Genomic DNA, 22951 nt, shown 5'->3' with positions numbered 1-22951 from the left:
CCTGTCGGAGCCTCAAGCGTCATGTCCTCCAAGTTCTTCACCCTCGCGCCCGGCGATCTGCTGCGCGATGCGGTCTACCGGCGGCTATGGTCGTCCATCCTCATTTCCTCCCTTGGCGGCCAGGTCACCATGCTGGCCCTGCCGCTGACGGCTGCCGTGCTGCTCAACGCCAGCCCCACGCAGATGGGCCTGCTTCAGGCGATGGAGATCCTGCCCTTCGTGCTGTTCTCGCTGCCCTCGGGCGTGCTGCTCGACCGCATGCGCAAGCTGCCGGTCTATGTGGCCGGTGAGACCTTGCTGGCCTTCGCCGTGGCCACCGTGCCGCTGGCCGCCTGGATGGGCTGGCTGGGAATGGGCTGGCTCTATGTCGTCGGCTTCGTGCTCGGCACGGTGCACACGACGGCTGGCAGCGCCGCGCAGATCGTGCTGACCCAGGTGGTGCCGCGCGAACGGCTGGTCGAGGCGCATGCCAAGAACGCGCTGGCCGGTTCTGGCGCCGAAGTCGTCGGGCCCGGCGTGGCTGGCGTGCTGATCAAGCTGCTGGGCGCACCGCTGGCCTTGGCCGTGGATGCCGTGGCCCTGCTCGCGTCGGCCGTCATCCTGCGCGGCATCCGCGTGCAGGAGCAGCTGTCGACCACACGGGGCGCCTTCTGGGCCTCATTGAAGGAGGGCCTGGCCTTCGTGCGCTCGCACAAGCTGCTCATCAGCCTGGCCACCGCCACCGGGGGCTGGCAGCTCTTCCACAACGCCGCCCTGGTCGTGCAGATCCTGTTTGCAACGCGCGAACTGCAGCTGGCGCCGCAGACGGTCGGCCTGTCCTACGTCGCGCTGGGAGCCGGCACCGTGCTGGCCAGCATCTTCGGCCACCGAATCAGCCGCCGCATCGGCCCCGGGCCATGCCTGGTGCTGGGCTATGCGGCCTGCGGCGTCGGCTGGCTGCAACTGGCGCTGGCGCCAACCGGGCAACTGGGCGTCATCAGCTTTGGCGTGATGCTGTTTGCCTTCGGTTTCGGCGCCGTGCTGATCTTCATCAACTTCCTGTCGCTGCGCCAGGCCGTCACGCCCGCGCCCATGCTGGGCCGCATGACGAGCACCATGCGCTGGCTCATCCTGCTGCCGGCCGGGCCGGGCGCACTGATCGGCGGCTGGCTGGGCGAGCACATGGGCCTGCGCTCGGCGCTGGCCTTCTCGGGCGTGGGCGCCTGCCTGCTGGCGGCGCTGGCCTGGCGTCACCCGGTCATCCGCGGCGTGCGCGAACTGCCCAAGCCGGTTGAGGTGCTCACCGCATGACTGATCCGCTGCTGATCGACATTCCCGAGCGGCTGGACGGCGAGCGCACCGTGCTGCTGATGCCGCGTGCCGGAGTTGGCGCCGAGCTGGCCGTCGTCATCACCCAGGCCCTCTCACATCTGCGCCCCTGGATGCCCTGGGCCCAGGAAGCACCGACGGCGGAGAGTTCGGAGATGGTCGTGCGCCGCATGCAGGCCGACTTCATCGCCCGCCGCGACTTGTGCTTTCACATCTACGCCCGCCGCGCCGACGGCAGCCCGGGCCGACTGCTGGGTGGCACCGGCCTGCACCGCATGGACTGGACGGTGCGCAAATTCGAGATCGGCTACTGGATCCGCCCCGAAGCGGCAGGGCAGGGGCATGTCAGCGAGGCGGTGCGCCTGCTGACGGTGCTGGCCTTCGGGCCGCTCGATGCACGGCGCGTGGAGATCCGCTGCGACGCGTGCAACGTGCGCAGCCGTGCCGTGGCCGAGCGGTGCGGGTTCGAGCTGGAAGGCATCCTGAAGAACGACGCTCTCGGCATGGATGGGCGTCCCCGTGACATCTGCGTTTACTCCCGGATTCCCTAGCATCCGGGGCGCCAAACGTGCTGGCGCCGCCGTGATCAGGTCAGTCAATCTGGGCGCCACCCGGCCCGGCCATCGCCTGATCAACGAGTGCGCGGACAGTTTTCGCCAGGCGGCGCAGGCGGGGCGGCCTCGGCGGCGCTCGCAGCGGAGGCGGGTGGCGAGGGCCCGACGGTCAGGGCCGCCGAGCCGCAGTTGTTGCTGTAGAACCAGTCGGCCATGTAGGGGACCGGCACGATGGCGTCGCTGAGATACAGGAGCACCGGACTCGGAGTGCCCCGATGTCCTTGACCTTGAACGGTGCCTTCTGGCCGACGATCTTGCCCTTGTTCCACGGCTCGCACGACAGGGTGTTGGCTGCTGATCCCATGATGGTCTCCCATCGAGTTGAGGGCCAGCAAGCATGCGCCGGGGCCGCCCGGGTCTATAGGGATGGCGCGTCGGCAGCTTGGATGCGGATTGTCGGCGTAGCACGTTTGCTATACATTTGAGCGATGCGCTCCGCCACCTTTCCCCCCATCCGCGTCGAGCCCGAGGTTCGGGCCGAAGTCGAAGCCGTCTTGCGGGACGGAGAGTCGCTGACTCAGTTTATCGAGCAGGCGGTCGTCGCGGCCGCAGCTTGGCGCCGCGTGCAAGCGGAGTTCGTCAACCGCGGCGAGGCGGCGATCGAGCGTTGGAAGCAAGAAGGCGGCGGCCGTACGGTCGACGAGGTCATGGCCGGCCTGCAGGGGCGCCTTGACGACGCGAAACGTCGAGCAGCTGAACGCACTGGCCGGTGAAGCCCGTCTACAGTGTCACGCTGCTCGAAGAGGCAGTTGTGGACCTTCAGCGCCTGGAGGACTTCACCATCGAACGTGAGCTCGCAAGTGAAACGCCGGATTGGACGACGCCTCAACGCGCGCTCGACGCGATCAGCGAGGGGATGCGTCTACTGTCCTGGTCGCCTTTCACCTGCCGGAAGGCGGAACTGGGGAATGGCCGCTCGCGTGAATTGGTCGTGCCGTTTGGCGGCGCGGGCTATGTTGTGCTGTTCGAAATCGTCGGCAACGACGTGGTCGTGGGTGCTGTTCGGCATCAGCGCGAAGAGGACTACCGTCACTGAAATCGGACATCAGGCTGCGGGCCAACGCCGCGAGGCGACGGCTCGTGTCGGCCATGCTTATCGCCTTTCCTGAGTGACCTGGCAGCTTCGTGCCCGAGGACTAAACCGCTCGCGCGGTAGCCGCTGCGGCGGCAGCGGGAGTTGATCGGTGCAGCGTTCCTGCCACCGTTGAGCTGCGAGGCAACCCGCCTCGCTCTTCAACAGGAGCAGGACCATGACCCCATCGCCTGAAGCCATCTCGCCGCTGCGCCAACGCATGACCGAGGACATGCGCATGCGCAAGCTCGAACTCAAGACCCGCGCGGCGTACCTGCGTGCCGTCAAGAAGCTGGCCGACTTCCTCAAGCGCTCGCCCGATACCGCCACGGTCGAGGACCTGCGCCGCTTCCAGCTGTACCTCGTGAACCAGGGCACCTCACCCATCACGATCAACGCCACCATCGTCGGCCTGAAGTTCTTCTTCGACATCACCCTGGGCCGCAGCGAGTTGATTTCCAAGGTGCAGACGGTGCGCGTGCCGCAGAAGATGCCCGTCGTGCTGAGCCGCGATGAAGTCACCCGCTTGATCGCCGCGGCGCCGAACCTCAAGAGCCAGACCGCGCTGTCTGTCGCCTATGCCACCGGACTGCGCGTCAGCGAGGTGGTCTTGCTGAAGGTCTCGGACATCGACAGCAAGCGCATGACCTTGCGTGTCGAGCAGGGCAAGGCCGCAAGGACCGCTACGCCACGGGCTCCTCCTTGAATGGACATCTCGCTGGTGAAGACCATGCCCGGGAAGCTGCGCAACGGCGCGCCGTTCAATGCCGTGCCGAGGTGCTGCAAACCCTGCAGCGCCACCTGCTGCGCCACGCGGGCGGCGACCGCGTCATGATGCAAATGTGATTCTTTAGTGAGTGTGGCATGCGCTGCATCGCTGGCGGGCTGCAGGTTAGGCGGACGAGGAGCAGCGAAGCTCCTAAAAAATGGATCACAACATATATATTGCCAGAGTGCCTATTATTGATAAACTATATGATGTGACTAAAGCTTCAAATGCATTGGGCAGGCTGCCCCCAGCTACCCTTGCTGCCATTGAAAAGCTGGGAGCCGACCTCGCTGTGGCCCGGCTGCGGCGTGGCGAATCCCAGAGGACGTGGGCCAAGCGCATGGGTGTCTCGACCCCCACGCTGCAACGCTTGGAGGCCGGCGATCCTGGCGTGTCCTTGGGCATCCTGGCTACCGCGCTCTTCCTCATCAACCGGGATGGCCAGCTGACCAAACTGGCCGCACCGGAGGCCGATCAAGGAGCCATCGAACTCAGCGTCCAGGAAGCTAGCGAGTTGGGCAGGCGGCGCGCGCAGGCATCAGCCGAAGCACGGCTCAAGCGTTCGTGATCTGAACCCTCATCACGAGGCGAAGATGACACAGCCAGCCGCTCCGCGCCACGACAACCTGCATCTCTGGTACCTCGGCAACCCCGCGGTGCCGCGCCATGTCGGAACTCTGCGCCTGGTCGCGTCTGGAAAAGGGGTCTCCCTTCAGTACGACGCCCAGTGGATCGCAAGCGGATTCCCCCTCAGCGAAGACCTGCCTCTGAGCGACGCCACGCACATGCCACGCGGGCGCCTGACAGGAGATGGCGAGCGCGCGGTGGGAGCCGTCGATGACGCACGCCCTGACCGGTGGGGGCAGAAAGTCATTCGCGTCATCGCCAACCCGAAGCGCAAATCATTGATGGAGTACCTGTACTACGCTGGTGACGACCGGTTCGGCGCGCTCAGCGTGTCGACCAGCAGCGACGTCTACGCACCCTATGCAATTGGCGCCTTACCCAGGCTCGAGCAGGCAGAGGCGCTCAGCCAGGTCGCCGCAAAGATCGAGGCGAGCGAGGAGTTGTCCGACCAGGAGCAGAAGATGATCCGGGCTGGCGGCAGCATTGGTGGGGCCAAGCCGAAAGCGCTCATCAATATCGACGGCCACGAGTGGGTCATCAAATTCTTCAACGGCGAACCCGTGGACTCGCCCCTCATCGAGCACGCGACGATGACGCTGGCCAAGAAGGCAGGCATCACCGTGGCGACAACCCGGATGATCTCGCTCCTGACGGCCAACGCCGTGGCGGTCAAGCGCTTCGACCGTACCGATGGCGGCCGCATCCACAGCATCTCTGCAGGCACCGCGTTGCGCGCCGCGGCGGTCGAGGCGGAGCCCGAATTGAGCTATCCGGCACTCGCCCAGTTGCTGCGCCGCGCCGGCGTCACGAAGGACGACCGCAACGAGAAGGACGCGCGCGAACTCTTCCGTCGCATGGTGTTCAACATCCTGATCGACAACACCGACGATCACGAAAAAAACCATGCGCTGCTGGTCACGGCGCCAGCAGCCAACGGCAAGTACGAGCTCGCGCCGGCCTACGATGTTTTGCCGACCGGTTCAGCTCAGGGATACCAAGAGTTGGCCTGCGGCGCCGATGGACATGACTCGACGCTGGTCAACGCCATGTCGCAAGCGGGTCTCTTCGGTCTCACGCCGGCAGAAGCGGCCGCAGAGGTTGTCCGCGTGATCGATGTCGTCAGCAGTTGGCGCGTCCACTTTGAATCTGAGGGCGTCTCCCAGCACGACGTCGAGAGCTTGGCCCAGCAAATCGATGGTGACGAACTGCGTGCGCAGCGGGAGGCGTTTTCTCCGGCCGGTTACGCAACCAAGGGCACCCGGCCGCGCCGCAAGGGGCCTTTCAGCCCCGGCTGAGACTCAGGCCCGGGCAGGTGCGCCGGTTGATGAGTTTTATCGTCAAGCGGCCAGTGCGATCGGCTGGATCTCTTTGGCGATGGTTTTGCCGTTCTCGATCTCCGCCACGCGCAACTCATAGGCTGCCTGAAGGTTCAACCAGCCCTTGGCCTCGCTGCCGAAATAGCGCTCCAGGCGCAGGGCCGTATCAGCCGATACGCCGCGCTCGCCCTTGGTGATCTCGCTCAGGCGTGAGTAAGGCACATGCAGAGCCATGGCCACGGCGCGCACGCTGACGCCCATGGGCTTGATGTAGTCCTCCAGCAGGATTTCACCTGGGTGGATAGGACGCATACCGTTCTTGAACATGATGCACTCCATTGCAGTTCAGGACTTGAATGCCAGTCAGGCCCGGGGTTAATGCGGGTCTTCGATGAGCACGTCGTAGGGACCGCTATCACCCCACTTGAAGGTCAGCCGCCACTGGTCGTTAATTCGCACATGCCAAGCACCGTCATATTCCTTGAGGTCATTCCCTGGCGGGGCCTTCATGAAACTCACCGACGGCGCAGCGTCGAGCTGGGCCAGTTTGCGCTCGGCTACGCTCTTGATGTTGACGAACCGGCGACACTTGCCCGTGGTGAACAAAGCCTCAGTGTCGGGACAGGCGAACGACTGAATTGGCATGGCAGATAGATTACCTGTTAACCGGTTAACAGTCAATTTTGCGTCACGCGGCAAACCGTGTCGCAGGCGCGATGTACCACCGTGCCCCCGTGGCCAGCAGGCGCTCAATGGCTGGGCCACTGTCTGCCGTGTCCGGTTCGGCTCCAGGTCGGGCGTCACCACTCGATTTCCGGCCCGGCTCGCGATCTCTGTACTTCGACGTCCCGTGACCTGTCGGCATGCTTTTGCGCGGCGGGCACCCGCTGAATGTCCCTCGGCCCCATGGCTTCCACGACAAAAGGCGTGTCGCGAACGAAGGCGGCGACCTTTTGAGCGAGCTGACGCTCTTGGGCGTCTGACGACTTCGACAGGGCCGTCATGATGTGGGCCCACGCCTGCATCACTTCGACCCGGTTCGTGTAGTAACGGTCACCTGATTTCTTGGGTGCCTCCTCGCCAGGCAGGGTCCGCGTCGCCCGGGCCTGCCGACGCCACGCCGGCTCTGCCTTGCGGTTTTCTCCGCGACAGGGCTGCGATGTCGCCTCCGCGTCCACGCCCAGATGGCGCAGCTGCGTCGCGAACGACTCGCGCCAGCGTTGCCGCTCGGTCCAGACGTTGAGGCGCTCGCCGGATCTGGACTGTGCGCGCACGATCAGATGTACATGCGGATGGGCCTGGTCCCGGTGCAGCGCGAAGACGTAGCGGCTGCCCGCCAGCTCGGCCCTGGCAAACGCGCGAGCGGCCTGGAGCACCAGGTCCGGGTCGACGCCGCGCGGCATCGACAGGGTGACATTGAGCGCCTCGCGCCGCCAGGAAACCTCATCGATCAACGCGCCCCCATAGCGCCACTGGTCAGCCAGGTCGCGCAGCGCCTCCTTGCCGACACTGCGCACCCCCCGGTCGTCCTCGATCTCCAGGCTGGCATTGCGCGTGATGTAGTTGAACTGCGCGGCGATGGCCCGCATGCCGCGGCCCCCGCCGGCGACCTTGACGATCACCTCCGGCGCGTGCCGCACCACCAGGGCTTCGATGCGTTTGCGGATGACGGCCGCCTTCCTGCGCGTCAAGGTGTCCAGGCGCGGCGTCAGGTCGGCCTTGACGATGCGGTTGGGGGGATAGAACAGCCGCTCGCCCCACTGCACCAAAACGCCATCGACTGATTGACCTGTCGTCATCGCCATCTCCTCGTGGCCTCGAGCTCGGCCAACAGCACGGCTGCAGGTTTGAGATGCGCCCGGACATCGTCGACGAGCGAGCGCAGACGGGCGCGATAGGGCTCCAGCTCTGCCGCCGGCGCGGTGCCCAGCAGGTGCATGAAGGCCCGCAGGTCGACGCAGAGCACGGCGATGTGGTCGGTGGACTTCATCAGCGCGGCGACCATGGCCGCATGGTCAGCCGGCAAAGCAGCCGGCTGGTCCCCGTCCATCAGCATTTCCACATAGCGGCTACGAGAAACGCCGCATGCCCGCGCCCGCTCCGCCAAGGCCTCGGCGCGTACGGCCGAGACGCGAAGCAGCAGTCGCGTCTTGTCGCCCTGGTCACTGTCGGCGTCCAGCGCCAGTGATCGGTCTGTGCCCAATTCACGATCACCGGCCTCGTCTTCGAGCATGCGCGATATCGCGATCCGGGCCGCGCATCCGACGCTGAGCCCCAGCCGCGCGGCGTGCTCCCTCAGCACAGGGCCCAGGCCCAGCAGATTGACGTGGACCTGATCTCGGTTGGCGATCGCGGGCGGACGATCGGCGCTGCGTGCAGCCTTGCTCATGGTGTGCTCCCCGCACCAGAACCACCGGCCGGCGACCCCGTGCGTCCTGCGTCCGGCCCGAAGTCGCGCAGGACGGGCACGGGCGCCATGCCGCCAGCCGCCTCTTGGTCACGAGCAGCATCGCCAGCATCGGCCGACGCACGCGCCGGCAACGCAGGCAGGGGCTCCAGGTGCGCGTGCCAGAGCCAGCCCGGCGCGACCGCGTCGGTGTCCGCCGCGCCAGCGTCCGGCGGCGCCTGATCCCCGCGCACGATGCTGAGTGTCGCGGGCAGGTTGCCGCAGTCTGACAGCACGGCGAACGCGCGCTGCACCTTCGCAGGCAGTTCGTAGGGCAGGCTGCGCGTGAAGGCACGCCGCTGGGCGACCAGTTTGTCCACCAGTTGCTTGCCGAAACCGTCGTCGACCGGCAGCCATTGGCGCGTCACCGGCATCAGGCACAGTTCCTGCACCGAGGGGACGCCGCCGCTCACGCCGAAGGTCGCGATCATGATCATGTGGACGTCCTCGCCAGTGGCCCACAACGCGAGCTCCGTCTCGAAGGCGCGGCCGAGCCGCCGGTACAGCGACTCGTCGATCATGAAGGCCTGGTCCGGCAGGTGCTTGACGACGGCCTTGAAGCCGTAGCGTGCCGGCACGATCTCCTTGACTTCGGCGATGAGCAGCATGAGCGCAGCGCAGCCCGCACGTTCGGCAGCCGCGCAGGACCACGCCGCAAGCCGCCGGGCATAGAGTGCTTCGCGCTGGTCGACGGAGAAGGGTTCGGGGATGTACAGGCGCGAAACCAGCAGTTCGCGCCTGGCGACCAACTGGCCGGCCGCCTCAAGCAGGTGGCTGCGCACCACGCCCCAGCTTCGCTTGCCCGCCAAGTCCGGGTGCCAGCGCGCCAGCTCGGCCTGGTCCCACAAGTAATGCAGCAGCCCGCGCAAGGACAGCGTGGCGCCGTCCGAGCGCACGCTGGTGCCACTGCCCTCGGACGTCGGCGCCACCACACGACCCTGCATGCGGCTCAGCGCGAACCCCAGCTTCAGCGTGGTCACGCCGTTCGCAGGATCCTCCAGGATGGCGCTGCCGAGCAGCTGACCGAGGCCGGAGGTCGCAGCCGGTGGCGCATAGGACGGGCAGTGCGTCGCATGGCGCCAGCCGGTGTCGGGCATGCGCTTGACGATGTAGCCGCCTTGCGCTGGCGCCAGCCGCGCGACGTACATCTCCACGCCGCCAGCCTGGCACATGCACCGCAGCCGCCGGCGGCAGGCCTGGGCCTGGGCGACGACGTTCGCGAACTCGCGCGAGTCCACGGCGTAGGACCGCCCGTCGACCTCGTAGACCGCACAAGGCGCCGTGACGGCCGTCGTAACGGTCGCTGAGAAGGCCGCCGTGGACGCGTTCATGACGTCACCTCAGCGCTCCCACCCCGGTCCGCTCCGCTCGGGGGTGCGCTGAAATTCCTGCGCCGGCGTGGCGACCGCGCGCGAGGGCGCTGCGTTGTCGTGGTCCTTGACCTGGGGTACCTGGCCCTGGCTGCTGAGCTGCGCGAGCCTTTCGGTGGCGGCCGCCATGATCGCGACACGCTTGGCCTCGGGCACCCGTTGGGCCACCAACACAGCTTCCATGGTCGCCAGCATCGTCTTGCGACTGCCGCTGCCACGCGCCGATGCCTTCTCCCCGGTCGCGGCGGCAGTGCGGTGCGCGGCATCCGCAGCCGGCTCGACCCGGTTGACAAGGCGCGCCTCACGCTCGCGCTGCAGCAGTGCCAGGTCCTGCGCACTCGGTTCATGCCCCAAGGCCTTGAGTCCGCGCACCGACGCCTCCAGCCAGATCTGGCGCTTGAAGTCCTCGTGCCCGGACACGCGCAGGGCCCGCCAGCCGCGCGCCTGCGCCACATCCACCATGGAGCGGGAAACCGATGGACTGTTGGTGTCCGTGGCCAGGCGCAGGTTCGTTTCGGTGAAGGCCACGCGCGAGCTGTCCCCCCGAAAACGATACTCCGTGCGCCCGATGGTGAGGTCCCCGATGCTCGCTGGAGCAGGCCGGATGATGTAGCGCTCGGCCAGGGCCGCTTCGAGCCCGGCGACGAACAAAGCGCGCTCGGCCTTCGCCTCCTTTCGCGGCTGTGCACCGGCATCGCCAAGCTCGGTCGCGACCTCGACTTTCGGGGCCGCCGTCGTCGCCGGTACGGCTGGCGTTTCAGGCACTTCCCGACGGGTCGGCGACGGCCCCACCGGGCCCGTTCGCTCCACCGGCATGGTCGTCGAGGCGGGGCGCTGCGGTCCGCGCTGCCACTGGCCGTCGACCTTCTGGATGGAGGTGCGCCTGCCGTCCGCGGCCACAGCCACGAAAAGGGTGCTGCCGAGTTCCTCCGCCTTGGCCGCCATCTCCGAAAACGAATCGGCCCGGTGGACCACATCGGCGACGCGGTCGCGCAGCTCGAAACGCTCCGCCGAGGCCGAGGACGCACCGGTCGTCGACCGCTGGTGCGCCGGTTCGACTGCGCCACCCGAGGGCGATGGGCGGGCGGGAGAGAAAAATTGATCCGATTCCATGGCGTTACTCCGCAAAGAGGGCCTGGCGCTCAACGCCGGGCGAAGGCAGCCGGATCGAAGGGCACCGGCAGCACGCCGTACACCTCGATCTCCACGCGTCGGTTCAGCCGCCGCCCGGCATCGCTGGCGTTGTCGGCCAGGTGGTCTCCCGAGGGCTGGTAGGTGGCGCGGATGCGCGCCGGATCCACGCCGGCGGCCACCAGGTAGTCGCGCACCGCGGTGGCTCGCGCTTGGGCGATGCGGCTCTCGGCGGGCGCGTCGCCACTTCCGTCCGTGCGACCGCGCAGGACGATCAGCGGCGCCGACCTGGCGGACTCCACCAGGGCCGTGGCGATGTCGTCCGGCACGGCGACGCCCGCGTCCCCGAATCCGAAGTGCACGGTGAACACCCGATTGGCCGAATCCGGTGGGGCGAGCGTCGCCTGCGCGGCTGCCAGCATGCGCTGGTGCGCCGCAATGCGCTCCAGCGCCACCACAGCGGTCTGTGCCCGGCGTTGCGCCTGCGCCTGCAATAGCCGCGTGTTGTACAAATCGTTCGAGCAGATCTGCAGTTCGACATCCGCCCGGGCATTCGCCGGGCGCCGGCGCGATTCGTCCACGCTGGGCGGCCCGGGCGGTCCGGGCGGCGTGGCGCAGGCGCACAGCGCGAGCAGCCAGGGCGACAAGAGGACACAGGTGACCAGCGGGAGCCCCCTTCGCATGGCGGTTCTCCAGGTTCTCGTTGAAGTCGCAGGTTGGACGCCCGGTTCTGCGCTGAGCACCCCGTCGGCGTCTGGGGCGGCCTCGATCGAGCCGCCCGCCGTTGGCTGGCCAGGCGGCGCGTCGCTGACCGTATCGATCAGGAAGTCCGCCGCCTTCTCGGGCGGGAGCTCCGCCAGGCGAGGCAGCCCGTGGATGTCGCCGGCGAGTTGGTCGATGTTGAACTCCTGCCCCGCGGCCAGTTCCTTTTCGACAGCGCGCCAGCGCTGCTTCACCCAAGCCCGGTGTCCCTTCATGTCCATGCGTGGTACGACCGGCGCCGGCAGCAACCGGTGAAGAAACTCATCGTGGTGGTGGTAGCGGAGCTTCTCGGCCAGGATGGGCCGGCAGTTCTCGAAAATCACCACCAGGCGCTCGCTGCCGAGTTCCTTGAACTCCTGCGGCAGCAGCAGCGCGCGGCGCTGATCGCTTTCGTTGCTGCTCACGCTGCTGGACGCGCGGGCACTGAACGACCGGCTGCGACCACGCGAGGTGACGCGTTGCGTGAAGTGGCCCAGCATGGCGCTGTACTCGTCGGCGTCGCGCTGTTCGCGCGGCGCGAACAGGATCTGCAGGCCGTGGTTGGTGGCGAAGGTGCGGGCCTGCTTTTCACCGTAGAGCGCGTCCAGCTGCGACATCGCCTGCACGACGGTCAGCAGCCTCAGGTTGTAGCCGGCCAGGAAGGCCGCGCCGTGCGTGACGGCGTCCACCCGGCCCATGGTGGTGAACTCATCGTTGATGAGCAGGCATTGCAGTTTCAGCGACTTGTCGTCCTCGGGCAGGACCCGGGTGTTCAGGCTGACGAGCTGCGAGAAGAAGAGCCTGAGCAGCGGCCGGGCGTTGGCTGTCTGGTCCGCTGGGACGCGGAAATAGATCGACATGCGTCTGCGGCGCACGTCTGCCAGGTTGAAGTCGTCGGCGCTGGTGGCGGCGTCGACCTTCGGATCTGTAAAGATCGTCAGCGGCGCGTTGAACGTGGCAATCACGCTGGACAGCGTGTTCTCCGAATTCGACATCAGGCGCTGCAATGCGTCGACGCACTCGCTTGACAGCGGCTTCTTGGAACCGCGCCGCTGCGCGATCAGTCTGGCGAGGTGGTCCTTCAGCGGCAGTCCCCGGCCGGAAGACTGGCGCAACATCTCGCCAATGGTGCGCGGCAAGGCCGGTGTTTCAAGCAACAGCAGACCCAGGCCGAGGAAGAGATTGCGTGCCTGGTCGTTGAAGAAGGCCTCCGACGAGGTGCCGCCGCCGTCGTTCGGGAAGAGCACCTGCCCGATGGAGAGCAGATCGCCCACGCGATGCAGCCGGCTGGTGCGCACCGCGCTCAGCGGATTCCAGCGGTGGCTGCGCGCGTTCGGGTCAAAGGGAGAGAACGCAAAGACGGCGTTGTCAGTCTGCGCACGAAAGCCGGATGTGACCCTGTAGTTCTCGCCCTTGAGGTCCAGCACCACGACCGAATCCGACCAGTGCAGCAAATTCGGGATGACGACACTCACCCCCTTGCCGGAGCGGGTCGGCGCGGACAGCATCACCGAAAGCTGGCCCCCCAGCGACAGGAGCCTGTCGCCATCGAGGGCGATGAGGATGCCGGGCCCGTCGCTACGGGTCAGTCCCGAGCGAGCAACTTCCGCGGCGCTGGCAAACCGTGCATCGCCGTGAAGCGGCCGCTGCCGGCGTGCAGCGAAGAACAGCCCTGCAGGCGCAAGGACCAGCAGGCAAGACCCCGAGACACCGGTCGCTATCTGCAGCTTCTTGCGCAGCCGGACATCGTCGGCGTAGACAGCCCAATAGTGGGTGATGCTGGTCAGGTGCGCCTGGCGTGGGTCGGCCTTGTTCAGTACCAGGAAGAGCACGCCGGCCACGTAGGCGGCCGCGCAGGCCAGGGCGACGGAGCCGATCACGACGAACACGCCCGCGACGATCTTGCGTGCGGTGGGCCAAGCCGCGAACGGCAGTGTTTCGATGCTGCTCATACGGCCTCCGAACGGCAGTCACAACCGGCTGCCCCAACGTCCTGGCGCATGCGCCGGGGTTCGTACTGGATCTCCGAGATGAAGCGGCCGCGTTCATCGCGATCGAACTGCACGACCACGTCGACCACCAGACCGAGCAGCTGCCTGATCTCGCGCAGGGCCAGACCGCCCCCGGCGCCGGTCTCTCGGATCATCAGCGCCATCTGCTCGAAGGCGAGTGCGCAGCTGCCGGCATGCACGCTCGTGATGCTGCCCGGATGGCCCGAGGCCGCCAGGCGCACGAAATGAAAGCACTCGTCGCCCCGCACCTCTGCCAGGAAGATGCGGTCCGGCCTCATGCGCAGGCAGGCTTCCAGCAACGACTTGGCGCTCACCCGCGCGGTGCCCTGCGCGTCCTTGCTGTAAAACAGGTGCACCACGTTTGGATGGTTCGGCAGCGTCAGCTCGGCCGTGTCCTGGATGGTGATGAGGCGCTCGTGGCGGGGTACCTCCTCCACCAGGCCCTTCATGAACGTGGTCTTGCCCGAGCCGGTCTTGCCGCTGACCACGATGGTCTGGTGCTTGGTCACGGCCAGGCGCAGGAATTCAGCGTAGCGGCCGGCGTCCTTAAGCGCTGCCAGCTCGCGCTCGAAGGGCAGCATCTCCGCGCTCGACTTGCGCGCCACGGTGCCGGTGCGCTCGAACAGGCCTTCGCGCTCGAAGTCGTCCAGCCGCTTGATCAGCTGCGACGGCTTGCGCACCGTGATCGACACGGTCCCGCGCGTCACGGCGGGCGGGATGACGAACTGGATGCGTTCGCCGCTGGGCAATGTGGCCGACAGCAGCGGGCGTTCCTGGTTGACCTGCTGGTCGCTGAAGGTGGCCACCGCGCTGGCCAGCGACAGGCAGCGCTCCAGCGTCATCTCCGGCGCGGGCACCGCCTGCCAGCCGCAACCGGTTTCGACCAGCATCTCGCCCGGCCGATTGACGCAGACCTCAAGCACGCCGGGTGCGTCCAGCCGGTTGCGCAGCGGGCGCAGGAACTCGACCACCGACGTGGCGTCGCCACACCAGCTGGCGTCGCCGCCCTCGTCAAAGTCAGCAAGCATGTTCATTGCAGCTCCTCGTGACGCGCCTCGCCGTCCGTGGGCCTCAAGTCGTATACCGACGAGAAGTCCACATCGCGGGCGACGTAGATGGCGACGATGCCGCCCTGGTTGCGGTAGACCAGCGGCGGGATGTTGATGGTGCTGTCCAGCACCTTCTCGGCCAGCTTGCTGGTGTTGGCCGTCGTGGACGGCAGCACGATGGTGTCGCCCTGGTCCGAATGTCCGGAAGACGCCTGGGCCTGGACGACAAGCTTCACCGAATCGTCGATCAGCGACAGCAGCATCGCCGCGCCGATGCGCTCGCCCCAGCGGTTGTCGACATGGCCGTCGATACCGGATTCGCCAAGCGGACCCGTCGCGGGTGAATCGATGTCCACGGTGACACCCAGTGGCGTGCGGATTCGGGTCCACAGAACCGGGATCCGCACGGTGCCCGGGCGGACCGACGCGATCCGGTACTCGCCGTCAAGGTGGGACCCGCGCTCGATCAGCAGCACGCGCCCGTCGTCGCCGAAGACGTTGCGCTGAACCTGGCAGCCCACCAGCCCGGAGTTGGCGCTGATGATCCGGGTCTTGAGTGCACAGGTGAAGGCAGCGCCCTTGGGCAGCGTCAGGCTGCGGTTGCCGAGCATCGCGGCCGTCGCCCTGGCGGTCACGGAGCCTGGAAGTTGGCCCGCGAACAGGCCGCCGGCAGAAGGCCCGCCGAACGGCGCGGCGCCTGCCGTCCCTCCCAAAGGCGCACCCGCCGGCGCAGCGCCGGGCTGGCCGCTCGTCAACGCGGCACTCTTCGTCAGCTGCTCGAGCAGGCCCTGCAATTGCCGCTGGTATCCCTGCAGATTGCGCGAGGTGGCTCCCAAGGAATCATCCGGGTCAACCTCGGGCGCGCCGGCGCCTTCTGCGGAGCCTGCCGGAGCCGCCCGCCGCAGCGAGGCCCCGGGCGCCGGAGCCGCCCCCGGCCGGGTGGTGACCAGCAGGATGGAAGCATCCTCAGGGGGCGCCACCTTTGGATGACCCGACTCTGGTGAGGTCGATCTCGTGCGCCGAAAACCGATGGGCTCGGCCAGTTCGCCGGTCGCAGGCACCAGCGCAGGAACCTGTTCCCTAGTCGCAGCGCTGCCGGCGTGTGGCGACCCCGAAAAATCCAGCCTGCGAGTCTCGGACATGGCAACGGTCGGCTTGTCGCGCGCCAGCCTCGGCTCAGCCGCATCGACCCTGTCGGGACCTGACAACCTGCGCTGGATCCCAAGCACGACGAAGACGGCCATGTACGCAATGACCACGAGCAGGGCCCCCAGCGCCTTCATTGACACCCGGCTGAGCCTGCGGCCTGCGAGGTCCGGAGCACCGAACTCGCCGTACCCCGGCAAGGCCCCGTTCTTTCCGACACCTGCCTCGACAGGCGCAGCCCAATTCACACCCGCGTTGACGTCCGCAACCGCGGCCGTATCGTCTTCGTCTTCGTCTTCGTCCAGAACCGCACCCGCACCCGCATCCGCATCCGCATCCGCATCCGCATCCGCATCCGCACCCGCACCCGCACCCGCACCCGCACCCGCACCCGCACCCGCACCGGCACCCGCATCCGCGACCGCACCTGCACCTGCACCTGCACCTGCACCTGCACCTGCACCGGCACCGGCACCGGCACCTGCACCTGCACCTGCACCGGCATCCGCGACCGCACCGGCATTCGCATCGGCGACCCGTTCAGGATCGCGTCTCTTGTTCGTGTTGCGCTTCATGGTGCAACTGCCTTTCGCATCGATGGGGTCGACGCGTCGGTGTCGACCTCGGTCTTGAGCACGCGACGAACACCTGGCACCGTGGTTCCGTCGCGCGGGGGCTTGCCATCCAGATCGAAGGCCTCATTCCAAAGGCCCACCACCGCGGAGCCGGCGCGCAGCATCAGTCGCCTGCTCACGCGGTCCACCACGAGCAGCTCGTCTTCCATGCGCGCATTGACCAGCGTCTCGCTGCCATCGCCCAGTACATGGAACACGGCGGGCACCTCGCGGTTCCCCGGAAAACGCAGATAGGTGAACCGGCCATCGTCAAAGACGAGGCTCGGCACGATGTCCTGCGAGCCCTCGGCCTCGGCCACCGAGTACTGCCAGTTCACCACCTGCGGCTTGGCCTGCAGCCGCTCGGCGACGAGCTGGTGCGCCGGCGGGACCGGCGGCAGGGCTGGCAGTACGGCCAGCGGCGATGCCGCGGGCGGCAGGCGCTGCGCCGCGACCGCTGTGCGCGCCGGGGTCTTCACCACGAGCCGGTAGACCGGGGCGGCGGGATCGTCGTCAGCCAACACGACGAACCGAAAGCTGTGGGTGCGGTGGTCGGTCACCACAGCCAGGGTGTTCGCCGCGCTGGCCAGACTCTTGGGCTTGACGAACAGATGGCGTCCGCCGGCCTGCGCCGCCACGCACCAGGCGGATTCCGCCTTGAGGCAGTCGCCCCCCAGGCCTGCAGCCACCTCCGTGATTGCCTCGTCGGCGTCGAGCACCACCAGCGTCACGACGCCGCGCCTGACCGGCACCGTGACGACCTGGCGCGGGTCATAGACCACTTCGCGCAAGCGTGGGTCAGCGGCCTCGGAGGCCGCTGCGGCCGCGCCGCACAGCGCGAGCCCAGCGATCAACGGGAGCCAGGCAGTGCGTCTCATGGCTTGACTCCCTGCGCGGCGGTGTTGATCTCCGCATCGGACCGGTACGCCGTGACGACGAAACCGAACGGGTTTTCCAGGCGATCGCGCTCCTTGGCCAGCACCTTGGGCTGGTACTCGTAGACGATGCTGGCCACGTGCCGCGTCGTGACCTCGGGCAGGTTGCGCTCGACGAGGCGCACCACCTTGTCGTAGGTGACCGTCGCTTCCCCCTTGTTGCCCGCACGACCGGACGCCGCCAGGCGCACGCCCACGATGTTGATGCGCCAATCCTCCGTGGCCCCGATCTTCTTGTGCAGCGCGGCGTCGCCCTCGAACTGTCGGTTGTAGTCGGCGAACACCACTGGCACCGCCATCCGCGCGACCTGGTCGAAATCGCGCTGCAGGAACATCCAGCTGTAGCCCTCGCGGGCGCGCACAAAGCTGGCAAGGTTGTGCTTGTCGAGTGCCTCCATCGGCGGGATGCTCTCGACATCCAGACGTCGCTGCACCGTGGCCTCGCCGGTCACGCGATCGACAACGATAGGAATTTCCACGACACGGCGCAGCGGGCCCTGCACGAACACCGCCGCCACGCCGGTGAGCCCCAGCACGAGGCCGGCGATGGCCACGCCCCAGGCGCGGCGCTCGGAGCGCTCGAGCATCAGCGCACGATCAACCTCCCAGGCACGGTTCGCATCGATCGCCGCGTCGGCAGTGGGCTCACCGGTATCTCGAAAACGACCAGGCAATGCAGCAGCTCTTGCTGGCGTCAGGTCAGCATTCATGGGGACCTCGCAGATCAAAGAGGTGTGGGGAAGGGCCGGGCTCTCAGTGCAGGTAGGTGGCGACCTGGCCTGGGCGATTGAGCATCTCGTACTGGCGCTCCCGCTCACGCGAACGCGCGATGCGCTCCTCGCTGTCGGCCATGCCCTGCAGCATCTGTACCTGGGACATCTCATGCGCCAGCAGTGCGTTCTCGGCGCCAATGCGGGCTTGAATCTCCTGCACCGCTTTCTGGTCGGTGGTCGCGTTGATCTGGCCCATCAGCGACTGGATCTGCGCCAGGCGGCCAGCCGCCGACTTCATGGCGTCTTGCAGCAGGCCCTTGTGCTGGTAAGGCTGGGCCAGCGAGGCCTGACAGAGGGTCCGGGCGCTGCCGACCAGATCCATGCAGTTGTAGACCATGCCCGCGTCGCGCAGTGCCCGGGCCGTCGCGTTCAGCCCCGAGTATCCGGACGCGTTGACGGCGTTGAGTTGGGTGTAAGCCTCGGCCGGCACGTAGTTCTTCAACAGCGGGTTGTTGAAGATGTCACCCAGGTTGCGCACGCCGTTGATGCTGTTGAGCTGGCTCTGCAACTGGGCGATCTGCTGCACCTGGTTGTTGACCTGGGTGATGCCGTCGATCACCTGCTGGATCGCCTGGACCAGGTTCGCAACGTCGATGACCGGTATGCCTTGCGCCCGCGCTCCGCCCGAACCGAGGACGACAAGGACCAAAAGAGCAAGCTTGAGACAGATGTGCATGGCAACACTCCTTGCCGGTTGAAGATCACGCCCGACCACGCAACGCGGCGAGCTTGTAGGCCGCGGTTCGGACCGCGCCGTAGCCCTGGCGGACTGCCGCGCCGGCAGCACGACCGGCAGCTGCGGTCGCAGTCCCTGCACCGTGCCCAGCCGCGTACGGCAGGCCGGTGCCGGCTCGCGCGACCCCGCCTGCAGCGCCGGCATTACCAGCGCCGGGTCCACGAGACCACGAACGTGCGTGAGAGATCCTGATGGCGTTCTGGATCATCTGGACGCCCTGCTGCACTGCCGTGCCGCCGGTGAGCGCAGACGCAAGGCTTGGCGCCTGGAAACAGATGATGGCCATGAGGATCATCACAACGCAGTACTTCAAGCTCTCGCCAACAACGTTGAAGGCTGGGCCGAGGAAGCCGCCCTCAGACTGAATGACGTTTACCAATGTCTGCCCCATGGAGGCGCTTAGCCCGAGCGCGAAGAAGCTAAACCAAGTCAGCACAACGGCATTGAGAACCATCGACAGCCAGCTGTCGAAGAAGCGTGCCGCGGGACGCCATGCCAAGCACAAGATGAAGAGCGGTCCTACCGCGATCACAAAGGTCAGAAAGACCTTGGCAAGCGTGACCACAAAAAGTGCGATGCACAGAAAGACCACGTTGCCGAACGCTGTCACGACCGCAGCAAATAGCAAGTCGAGTCGCGTGATCCCTGCTTCCTTCAACAGGTCCAGCACGAGTTGGCTGGCCTTGTCGTTGAAGGCGTCAAGAATGACGTACGGAGTTGTGATCGTTGCCGGATTGGCAACCGACGGCAGGAATGTCGTGGCGACGCCTGTCGCAAGCGCGTTTGCAGTGTCAGCCACATTGCTGATGTAGAAGCCAGACTGCAATGCGAAAGCCAGAACGAGGCCGATCTTGAATGTGTTCCACAAGAAGATCGGCAGGGTTTCAGAAACTTCATTGCGCAGCACCGCCCATCCGTACAACGTGACCCACAGCGTCATTGCTGTCAGGGCGACAGGTGCAATGCCAGTCATGAGCGACGAGACAACGCCGAGCACGTAGGTGTTTAGTACGCCATCGAACTGTGATCCGACCCAAGTAAACATATTTCTCACCTCTCACTGAACGGCGCCGTATGGCAAAGCCTTCGTGCTGACGCACTTGCTGGTGATGTCAGGGAACTGGCAATGCATCCATTCACCCCTCACCAATACGATCCACAGCCGAAACCGCTTCTCCGTGCCGTAGGTTGATCGGCGACAGGTCCCCGGCCTCGCGTAGATCTCGGTGCACTCGCGAAGCCCTTCCTGGGTCTCAACCATCTGCCAACCGCTCGCTGTGCACCCGGGGTTCTCTGCTCTGCATGGCTTCGCAAGCAGCGCCCCTTTGGTCGGCGGTGTCTCCACCTTCCTCGTCCCATCCGGCATCACCTTGACGGCCTCGTTGCCCTTCACGAACTGGGCGCTGGCGGCAGTTGCCCCGAGTGCAAGAGCACTCACCGCCAGGAAATGACGAACAGCTTTCATGCGGCTCTCCTTGCGTTGCGACTCCTGCGATCCTTGACCTTGCCAAGGAAGACAGGGAGCCAATCGGATGGATCGTCACCATGCTGGGTGCGCACGGCATCGAGCAGGGCGACGTTGTCAGTGGTGGCCGAGAGCACGGTGACGAAGTCCTCCAGGCCGGCGAGGTCCAGCTCGCATATCGCACTGGCGTGTCCCTGCTTGACGAGGAAGCGCCGGCCGCCTTGCGCGCCGAGGCTGCGGACGATGTCGAACTCGGCGTGCGTCAGGCCGAAGCCGTCGACGTACTCGTCGCGCACCGCCTCCGGGTTGGCGAGGAAGATCTTGGTCACGCTTTGCTCGACCATCGTGCGGCCGATCGGATGGCGCAGCACGTCCGACGGGCTCTGCGTGTCGAAGATGCCCAGGCCGTTCTGCTTGCGAATCGTCTTCTGCTTTTGCTTGGCGAAGTCGCTGAAGATCTCGTGGTCGAGCGCCTTCCAGAACTCCGAGATCACGTAGATCAGCCGCTCGCCGTTGACGAGCTCTTCCATCACCTGCAGCAGATACATAATCACCGGTGTGCGAACCTCGGGAAGGTCCAGGAACTCGGTAGTGTCAAAGGCGATGACCGGGGTCGCATGCAAGTCCAGCAAGCGGTCATCGGCCTGGTCGAAGACCCAGCCCAGCGCACCGCCCTGGCACCAGCGCCCGAGTCGCTCGAACAGGCTGTTCTCGCCCGTCTTGGGCAAGTTCTGCCGCACGGTCGAGAAGCGGCGCAGCGGCGCCGGCATCATCGCCACCGCCTTGACGGCGTCCGCGATGGCGCGCTCGTCCGCCGGGAGCAGCGGTATGGCAACCGTGGCGATGCAGGTCCGGATCAGCTGCTCCCAGAACTGGATGCGCGACGGTGTCGGTTCGTGCTGAAACGGGTTGCAGCCCGTGGGCTTGCCGGCTTCAAGGGTGAAGTAGCGCCCACCCAGTGCGCGTATGGCGATCTCGCAGCCGCGGTCCAGGTCGAAGAGCACGAGGCGAGGTGCCGGGTCCCACTTGCGCGTGAGCGCCAGCAGGAACATCTCCAGCGTCGTCTTGCCCACACCGGTCGAGCCGATGATCAGCGTGTTGCCCGGCAACTTCTTGTCCGACGAGTCTTCCCCTTCGGGACTGCTGTGCAGGTTCAGATAGAACGGCTGGCCCGAGGGCGTGCGCAGCAGGGCCAGGGCCTCGCCCCAGGGGTTGCCGTTGCGCTTGCCGCGGGCGAAGTTGTGGCCGCTCGCCAGTGCCGCGAACGCCCGCGAGGAGAGCTTGGCGTCCCGCGGCCGCCACTGCCAGTTCCCCGGCATCTGCGCAAACCAGGCAGCGTCTGCGACCAGGTCCACAGGCGACATCTGCAGGCTGGAAGCCTCGCCAATCGCACCGATGGCTGACGCCGCCCGGCGGCCGGCGTTGCCCACACCATCCGGCCCTTCGTCGCCAAAGACCAGAAGGCTGTAGTGGTACTCGCCCATGCAGAACTGGCCGTCGCCGAGCTCATTGAGCGCGACGTCCATCTCCGCGACCTGGCTTGCAACCACGTCATCGCTGGCGATCAGCTGGTCGCGCTGCAGCTCCAACGCATGCATCGCGTCGCGGCGCGGCATGATCGAGAAACTCTGCGTCTCGATGAATTCGCTGGCCTCGTAGAGCAGGGCGTTCAGGATGCCCGGCTCCACGGCGTCGGCATACTCCTTGATGTCGACCAGGGCCGCGTAACGGCGCCGGTTGCCCTGACGCAATTCGAGTTTGTCGCCGCCAAAGGAAAGCCGCGTCGTCGGCAGCGTACGGTACAGTGGCCCCGGCGTCATCGGGATCGACCGCCAGCAGCCGTTGACCAGGTAGCCCAGGAACTCGGCCACTTCGGAATACGACCGGCCACCGCGGTCCCGAGCGCCGAGCAATTGCGGTCCGAACCCACGCAGTACCCGTTCCACCAACGCGCTGCGCTCTTCCATGACTCGCAGCGCGTTGCCCTGAGCTGCGGCGATCATGGCGTGGGTGCGCTGCGTCGATTGCAGGGCGCGGCTGAGCCGCGAGACGTTGGGCCGATAGACCAGTGTCAGGTACAGCTCGTTGCTCATCATCCGGTGATCGTCGAGTCTGGCTTGATAGGCCACGGCCAGATCTCGCGCAAAGCCGGGTTGCGCCGGATGCCGAAGGCGGTCGTGGATGACGCGGTGCAGCCGATGCGTCCACACCGCCCATTCGCCGCCGGAGAGGTTGCGCAAGAGACTGCACAGTGCCTCGTGCCGCTCAACGATCAAGTGATCGTCGGCGCATTCGAACGGCACGCCGGCGAGGCGCCATACGCGCAGGTAGTCGCCTCCCCGCGTGATCACGTCATGCGCACTGACGAGCGAGGAGAACGGAATGAAGCGGGCCAGCGGGTTCTCCATCCGGGCCTGCGTCCAGTACCGAGGACGGCACTCGCTTTGGCCGACTCGGCTGCCAGCACAGGCGCTCAGGGCGCGATCAAACATGCCAAGCATCGCGGGCTCCTCGGTACAGAGTGGGCGCATAGCTGCGCGCGTGCCAGAAGCGCCGGTTGCTGTCGTGCAGCCGCAGCTTCATCGCGATGAACATCTGGCGAAAACGCTGGTCGTCTTTCGCGGTGGCCAGACGCATCCACAGCAGCGCGGGAACGAAAGCCAGGACGACCCCCAGCGCGATCCACCAACTCAACAAGATGCCGCCCCAGAGCACCAGCAGCATGCCGGTGCCAAACAGCACCACGAGCGGCACGAGCGGGATGCCGAGCTTCATCGCCGGGCGCGTGGCGCCCTTGTAGATTGCTTCGCCTTGCATGGCATCAGCT

At 66.6% G+C, this 22951-nt stretch carries 23 protein-coding genes and 1 pseudogene; 7 read left to right on the top strand and 17 right to left on the bottom strand.

Annotated features, from left to right (window positions below):
- Window positions 1-21: 21 nt before the first annotated feature.
- Both ASC95_RS28060 and ASC95_RS28055 read left to right on the top strand, forming a co-directional pair.
- Complete coding sequence (locus ASC95_RS28060; RefSeq protein WP_057300991.1) at window positions 22-1290, top strand: MFS transporter; 1269 nt, start codon at window positions 22-24, stop codon at window positions 1288-1290.
- Complete coding sequence (locus ASC95_RS28055) at window positions 1287-1859, top strand: GNAT family N-acetyltransferase (protein WP_057300990.1); 573 nt, start codon at window positions 1287-1289, stop codon at window positions 1857-1859. Before ASC95_RS28060 ends, ASC95_RS28055 begins: the two co-directional genes overlap by 4 nt.
- Window positions 1860-2118: 259 nt before the next feature.
- Here ASC95_RS28055 and ASC95_RS32135 read toward each other — a convergent pair.
- Window positions 2119-2226, bottom strand: a pseudogene (locus ASC95_RS32135) (integrase); the annotation flags it as partial.
- A 124-nt stretch (window positions 2227-2350) separates the two neighbouring features.
- Here ASC95_RS32135 and ASC95_RS28040 point away from each other — a divergent pair.
- The 5 genes from ASC95_RS28040 to ASC95_RS28020 all read left to right on the top strand — a co-directional run bounded on the left by ASC95_RS28040 (window position 2351) and on the right by ASC95_RS28020 (window position 5685).
- Window positions 2351-2635, top strand: coding sequence for a YlcI/YnfO family protein (locus ASC95_RS28040; RefSeq protein WP_057300987.1), 285 nt, complete (start codon window positions 2351-2353; stop codon window positions 2633-2635).
- Entirely contained in the window at window positions 2632-2958 is a 327-nt protein-coding gene (locus tag ASC95_RS28035; protein WP_057300986.1) for a type II toxin-antitoxin system RelE/ParE family toxin, read from the top strand. The genes ASC95_RS28040 and ASC95_RS28035 overlap by 4 nt, the downstream gene beginning before the upstream one ends.
- A 214-nt stretch (window positions 2959-3172) precedes the next feature.
- Complete coding sequence (locus ASC95_RS28030) at window positions 3173-3700, top strand: phage integrase N-terminal SAM-like domain-containing protein (RefSeq protein WP_082568182.1); 528 nt, start codon at window positions 3173-3175, stop codon at window positions 3698-3700.
- Between the two features lie 220 nt (window positions 3701-3920).
- The gene (locus ASC95_RS28025; RefSeq protein WP_235538079.1) at window positions 3921-4331 is read left to right on the top strand and encodes a helix-turn-helix domain-containing protein; all 411 of its coding nucleotides are present in this window, start codon (window positions 3921-3923) and stop codon (window positions 4329-4331) included.
- Between the two features lie 25 nt (window positions 4332-4356).
- Window positions 4357-5685 carry a type II toxin-antitoxin system HipA family toxin gene (locus tag ASC95_RS28020; protein WP_057300985.1) on the top strand — a complete coding sequence of 443 codons (1329 nt, stop codon included), beginning with the start codon at window positions 4357-4359 and terminating at the stop codon, window positions 5683-5685.
- Between the two features lie 42 nt (window positions 5686-5727).
- Here ASC95_RS28020 and ASC95_RS28015 read toward each other — a convergent pair whose 3' ends face one another.
- The 16 genes from ASC95_RS28015 to ASC95_RS27935 all read right to left on the bottom strand — a co-directional run bounded on the left by ASC95_RS28015 (window position 5728) and on the right by ASC95_RS27935 (window position 22941).
- On the bottom strand, window positions 5728-6033 hold the full coding sequence (locus ASC95_RS28015) for a HigA family addiction module antitoxin (RefSeq protein WP_057301107.1): 306 nt from the start codon (window positions 6031-6033) through the stop codon (window positions 5728-5730).
- A 48-nt stretch (window positions 6034-6081) separates the two neighbouring features.
- On the bottom strand, window positions 6082-6351 hold the full coding sequence (locus ASC95_RS28010; protein ID WP_057300984.1) for a type II toxin-antitoxin system RelE/ParE family toxin: 270 nt from the start codon (window positions 6349-6351) through the stop codon (window positions 6082-6084).
- A 155-nt stretch (window positions 6352-6506) separates the two neighbouring features.
- On the bottom strand, window positions 6507-7505 hold the full coding sequence (locus ASC95_RS28005) for a hypothetical protein (protein ID WP_057301106.1): 999 nt from the start codon (window positions 7503-7505) through the stop codon (window positions 6507-6509).
- Window positions 7502-8095: a hypothetical protein gene (locus ASC95_RS28000; protein WP_057300983.1), complete on the bottom strand. Its 594-nt coding sequence runs from the start codon at window positions 8093-8095 to the stop codon at window positions 7502-7504. Before ASC95_RS28000 ends, ASC95_RS28005 begins: the two co-directional genes overlap by 4 nt.
- Window positions 8092-9483, bottom strand: coding sequence for a DUF1173 domain-containing protein (locus ASC95_RS27995; protein ID WP_082568181.1), 1392 nt, complete (start codon window positions 9481-9483; stop codon window positions 8092-8094). Before ASC95_RS27995 ends, ASC95_RS28000 begins: the two co-directional genes overlap by 4 nt.
- A gap of 9 nt (window positions 9484-9492) precedes the next feature.
- The gene (locus ASC95_RS27990; RefSeq protein ID WP_057300982.1) at window positions 9493-10635 is read right to left on the bottom strand and encodes an LPD7 domain-containing protein; all 1143 of its coding nucleotides are present in this window, start codon (window positions 10633-10635) and stop codon (window positions 9493-9495) included.
- 29 nt (window positions 10636-10664) lie between these two features.
- Window positions 10665-13346, bottom strand: a complete 2682-nt coding sequence (locus ASC95_RS27985) for a type IV secretory system conjugative DNA transfer family protein (protein WP_082568180.1) — start codon at window positions 13344-13346, stop codon at window positions 10665-10667.
- The gene (gene virB11 / locus ASC95_RS27980; protein WP_057300981.1) at window positions 13343-14440 is read right to left on the bottom strand and encodes a P-type DNA transfer ATPase VirB11; all 1098 of its coding nucleotides are present in this window, start codon (window positions 14438-14440) and stop codon (window positions 13343-13345) included. Before virB11 ends, ASC95_RS27985 begins: the two co-directional genes overlap by 4 nt.
- Complete coding sequence (virB10, locus tag ASC95_RS27975; RefSeq protein ID WP_235538078.1) at window positions 14437-16176, bottom strand: type IV secretion system protein VirB10; 1740 nt, start codon at window positions 16174-16176, stop codon at window positions 14437-14439. The genes virB11 and virB10 overlap by 4 nt, the downstream gene beginning before the upstream one ends.
- Entirely contained in the window at window positions 16173-17093 is a 921-nt protein-coding gene (locus ASC95_RS27965) for a TrbG/VirB9 family P-type conjugative transfer protein (RefSeq protein WP_057300978.1), read from the bottom strand. Before ASC95_RS27965 ends, virB10 begins: the two co-directional genes overlap by 4 nt.
- Window positions 17090-17860: a virB8 family protein gene (locus tag ASC95_RS27960; protein ID WP_057300977.1), complete on the bottom strand. Its 771-nt coding sequence runs from the start codon at window positions 17858-17860 to the stop codon at window positions 17090-17092. The genes ASC95_RS27965 and ASC95_RS27960 overlap by 4 nt, the downstream gene beginning before the upstream one ends.
- A gap of 43 nt (window positions 17861-17903) precedes the next feature.
- The gene (locus tag ASC95_RS27955; protein ID WP_057300976.1) at window positions 17904-18599 is read right to left on the bottom strand and encodes a type IV secretion system protein; all 696 of its coding nucleotides are present in this window, start codon (window positions 18597-18599) and stop codon (window positions 17904-17906) included.
- Between the two features lie 25 nt (window positions 18600-18624).
- Entirely contained in the window at window positions 18625-19704 is a 1080-nt protein-coding gene (locus tag ASC95_RS27950) for a type IV secretion system protein (protein ID WP_057300975.1), read from the bottom strand.
- A 12-nt stretch (window positions 19705-19716) separates the two neighbouring features.
- A complete protein-coding gene (locus ASC95_RS27945; RefSeq protein ID WP_057300974.1) occupies window positions 19717-20124 on the bottom strand; it encodes a hypothetical protein in 408 nt (135 codons plus the stop codon).
- Window positions 20121-22532, bottom strand: a complete 2412-nt coding sequence (locus ASC95_RS27940) for a VirB4 family type IV secretion/conjugal transfer ATPase (RefSeq protein WP_235538077.1) — start codon at window positions 22530-22532, stop codon at window positions 20121-20123. Before ASC95_RS27940 ends, ASC95_RS27945 begins: the two co-directional genes overlap by 4 nt.
- A gap of 76 nt (window positions 22533-22608) precedes the next feature.
- Entirely contained in the window at window positions 22609-22941 is a 333-nt protein-coding gene (locus tag ASC95_RS27935; RefSeq protein WP_057300972.1) for a type IV secretion system protein VirB3, read from the bottom strand.
- Window positions 22942-22951 lie beyond the last annotated feature (10 nt).

The sequence above is a fragment of the Pelomonas sp. Root1217 genome, from assembly GCF_001425705.1.
Taxonomy (GTDB): domain Bacteria; phylum Pseudomonadota; class Gammaproteobacteria; order Burkholderiales; family Burkholderiaceae_C; genus Pelomonas.
The sequence above is the reverse complement of the archived record's forward strand: the minus strand, read 5'-3'. Positions and strand labels throughout refer to the sequence as shown.

Excerpts from the sequence above, each read along its gene's own strand:
- ASC95_RS27945 (WP_057300974.1), bottom strand. The coding sequence starts at position 20,124 with ATGAAAGCTGTTCGTCATTTCCTGGCGGTGAGTGCTCTTGCACTCGGG.
- ASC95_RS27960 (WP_057300977.1), bottom strand. The coding sequence starts at position 17,860 with ATGAATGCTGACCTGACGCCAGCAAGAGCTGCTGCATTGCCTGGTCGT.
- ASC95_RS27940 (WP_235538077.1), bottom strand. The coding sequence starts at position 22,532 with ATGGAGAACCCGCTGGCCCGCTTCATTCCGTTCTCCTCGCTCGTCAGT.
- ASC95_RS27985 (WP_082568180.1), bottom strand. The coding sequence starts at position 13,346 with ATGAGCAGCATCGAAACACTGCCGTTCGCGGCTTGGCCCACCGCACGC.
- ASC95_RS28020 (WP_057300985.1), top strand. The coding sequence starts at position 4,357 with ATGACACAGCCAGCCGCTCCGCGCCACGACAACCTGCATCTCTGGTAC.
- ASC95_RS27935 (WP_057300972.1), bottom strand. The coding sequence starts at position 22,941 with ATGCAAGGCGAAGCAATCTACAAGGGCGCCACGCGCCCGGCGATGAAG.
- ASC95_RS27955 (WP_057300976.1), bottom strand. The coding sequence starts at position 18,599 with ATGCACATCTGTCTCAAGCTTGCTCTTTTGGTCCTTGTCGTCCTCGGT.
- ASC95_RS27990 (WP_057300982.1), bottom strand. The coding sequence starts at position 10,635 with ATGGAATCGGATCAATTTTTCTCTCCCGCCCGCCCATCGCCCTCGGGT.
- ASC95_RS28030 (WP_082568182.1), top strand. The coding sequence starts at position 3,173 with ATGACCCCATCGCCTGAAGCCATCTCGCCGCTGCGCCAACGCATGACC.
- virB10 (WP_235538078.1), bottom strand. The coding sequence starts at position 16,176 with ATGAAGCGCAACACGAACAAGAGACGCGATCCTGAACGGGTCGCCGAT.
- virB11 (WP_057300981.1), bottom strand. The coding sequence starts at position 14,440 with ATGAACATGCTTGCTGACTTTGACGAGGGCGGCGACGCCAGCTGGTGT.
- ASC95_RS27950 (WP_057300975.1), bottom strand. The coding sequence starts at position 19,704 with ATGTTTACTTGGGTCGGATCACAGTTCGATGGCGTACTAAACACCTAC.
- ASC95_RS28005 (WP_057301106.1), bottom strand. The coding sequence starts at position 7,505 with ATGACGACAGGTCAATCAGTCGATGGCGTTTTGGTGCAGTGGGGCGAG.
- ASC95_RS28010 (WP_057300984.1), bottom strand. The coding sequence starts at position 6,351 with ATGCCAATTCAGTCGTTCGCCTGTCCCGACACTGAGGCTTTGTTCACC.
- ASC95_RS27995 (WP_082568181.1), bottom strand. The coding sequence starts at position 9,483 with ATGAACGCGTCCACGGCGGCCTTCTCAGCGACCGTTACGACGGCCGTC.
- ASC95_RS28040 (WP_057300987.1), top strand. The coding sequence starts at position 2,351 with ATGCGCTCCGCCACCTTTCCCCCCATCCGCGTCGAGCCCGAGGTTCGG.
- ASC95_RS27965 (WP_057300978.1), bottom strand. The coding sequence starts at position 17,093 with ATGAGACGCACTGCCTGGCTCCCGTTGATCGCTGGGCTCGCGCTGTGC.
- ASC95_RS28015 (WP_057301107.1), bottom strand. The coding sequence starts at position 6,033 with ATGTTCAAGAACGGTATGCGTCCTATCCACCCAGGTGAAATCCTGCTG.
- ASC95_RS28055 (WP_057300990.1), top strand. The coding sequence starts at position 1,287 with ATGACTGATCCGCTGCTGATCGACATTCCCGAGCGGCTGGACGGCGAG.
- ASC95_RS28025 (WP_235538079.1), top strand. The coding sequence starts at position 3,921 with ATGGATCACAACATATATATTGCCAGAGTGCCTATTATTGATAAACTA.
- ASC95_RS28060 (WP_057300991.1), top strand. The coding sequence starts at position 22 with ATGTCCTCCAAGTTCTTCACCCTCGCGCCCGGCGATCTGCTGCGCGAT.
- ASC95_RS28000 (WP_057300983.1), bottom strand. The coding sequence starts at position 8,095 with ATGAGCAAGGCTGCACGCAGCGCCGATCGTCCGCCCGCGATCGCCAAC.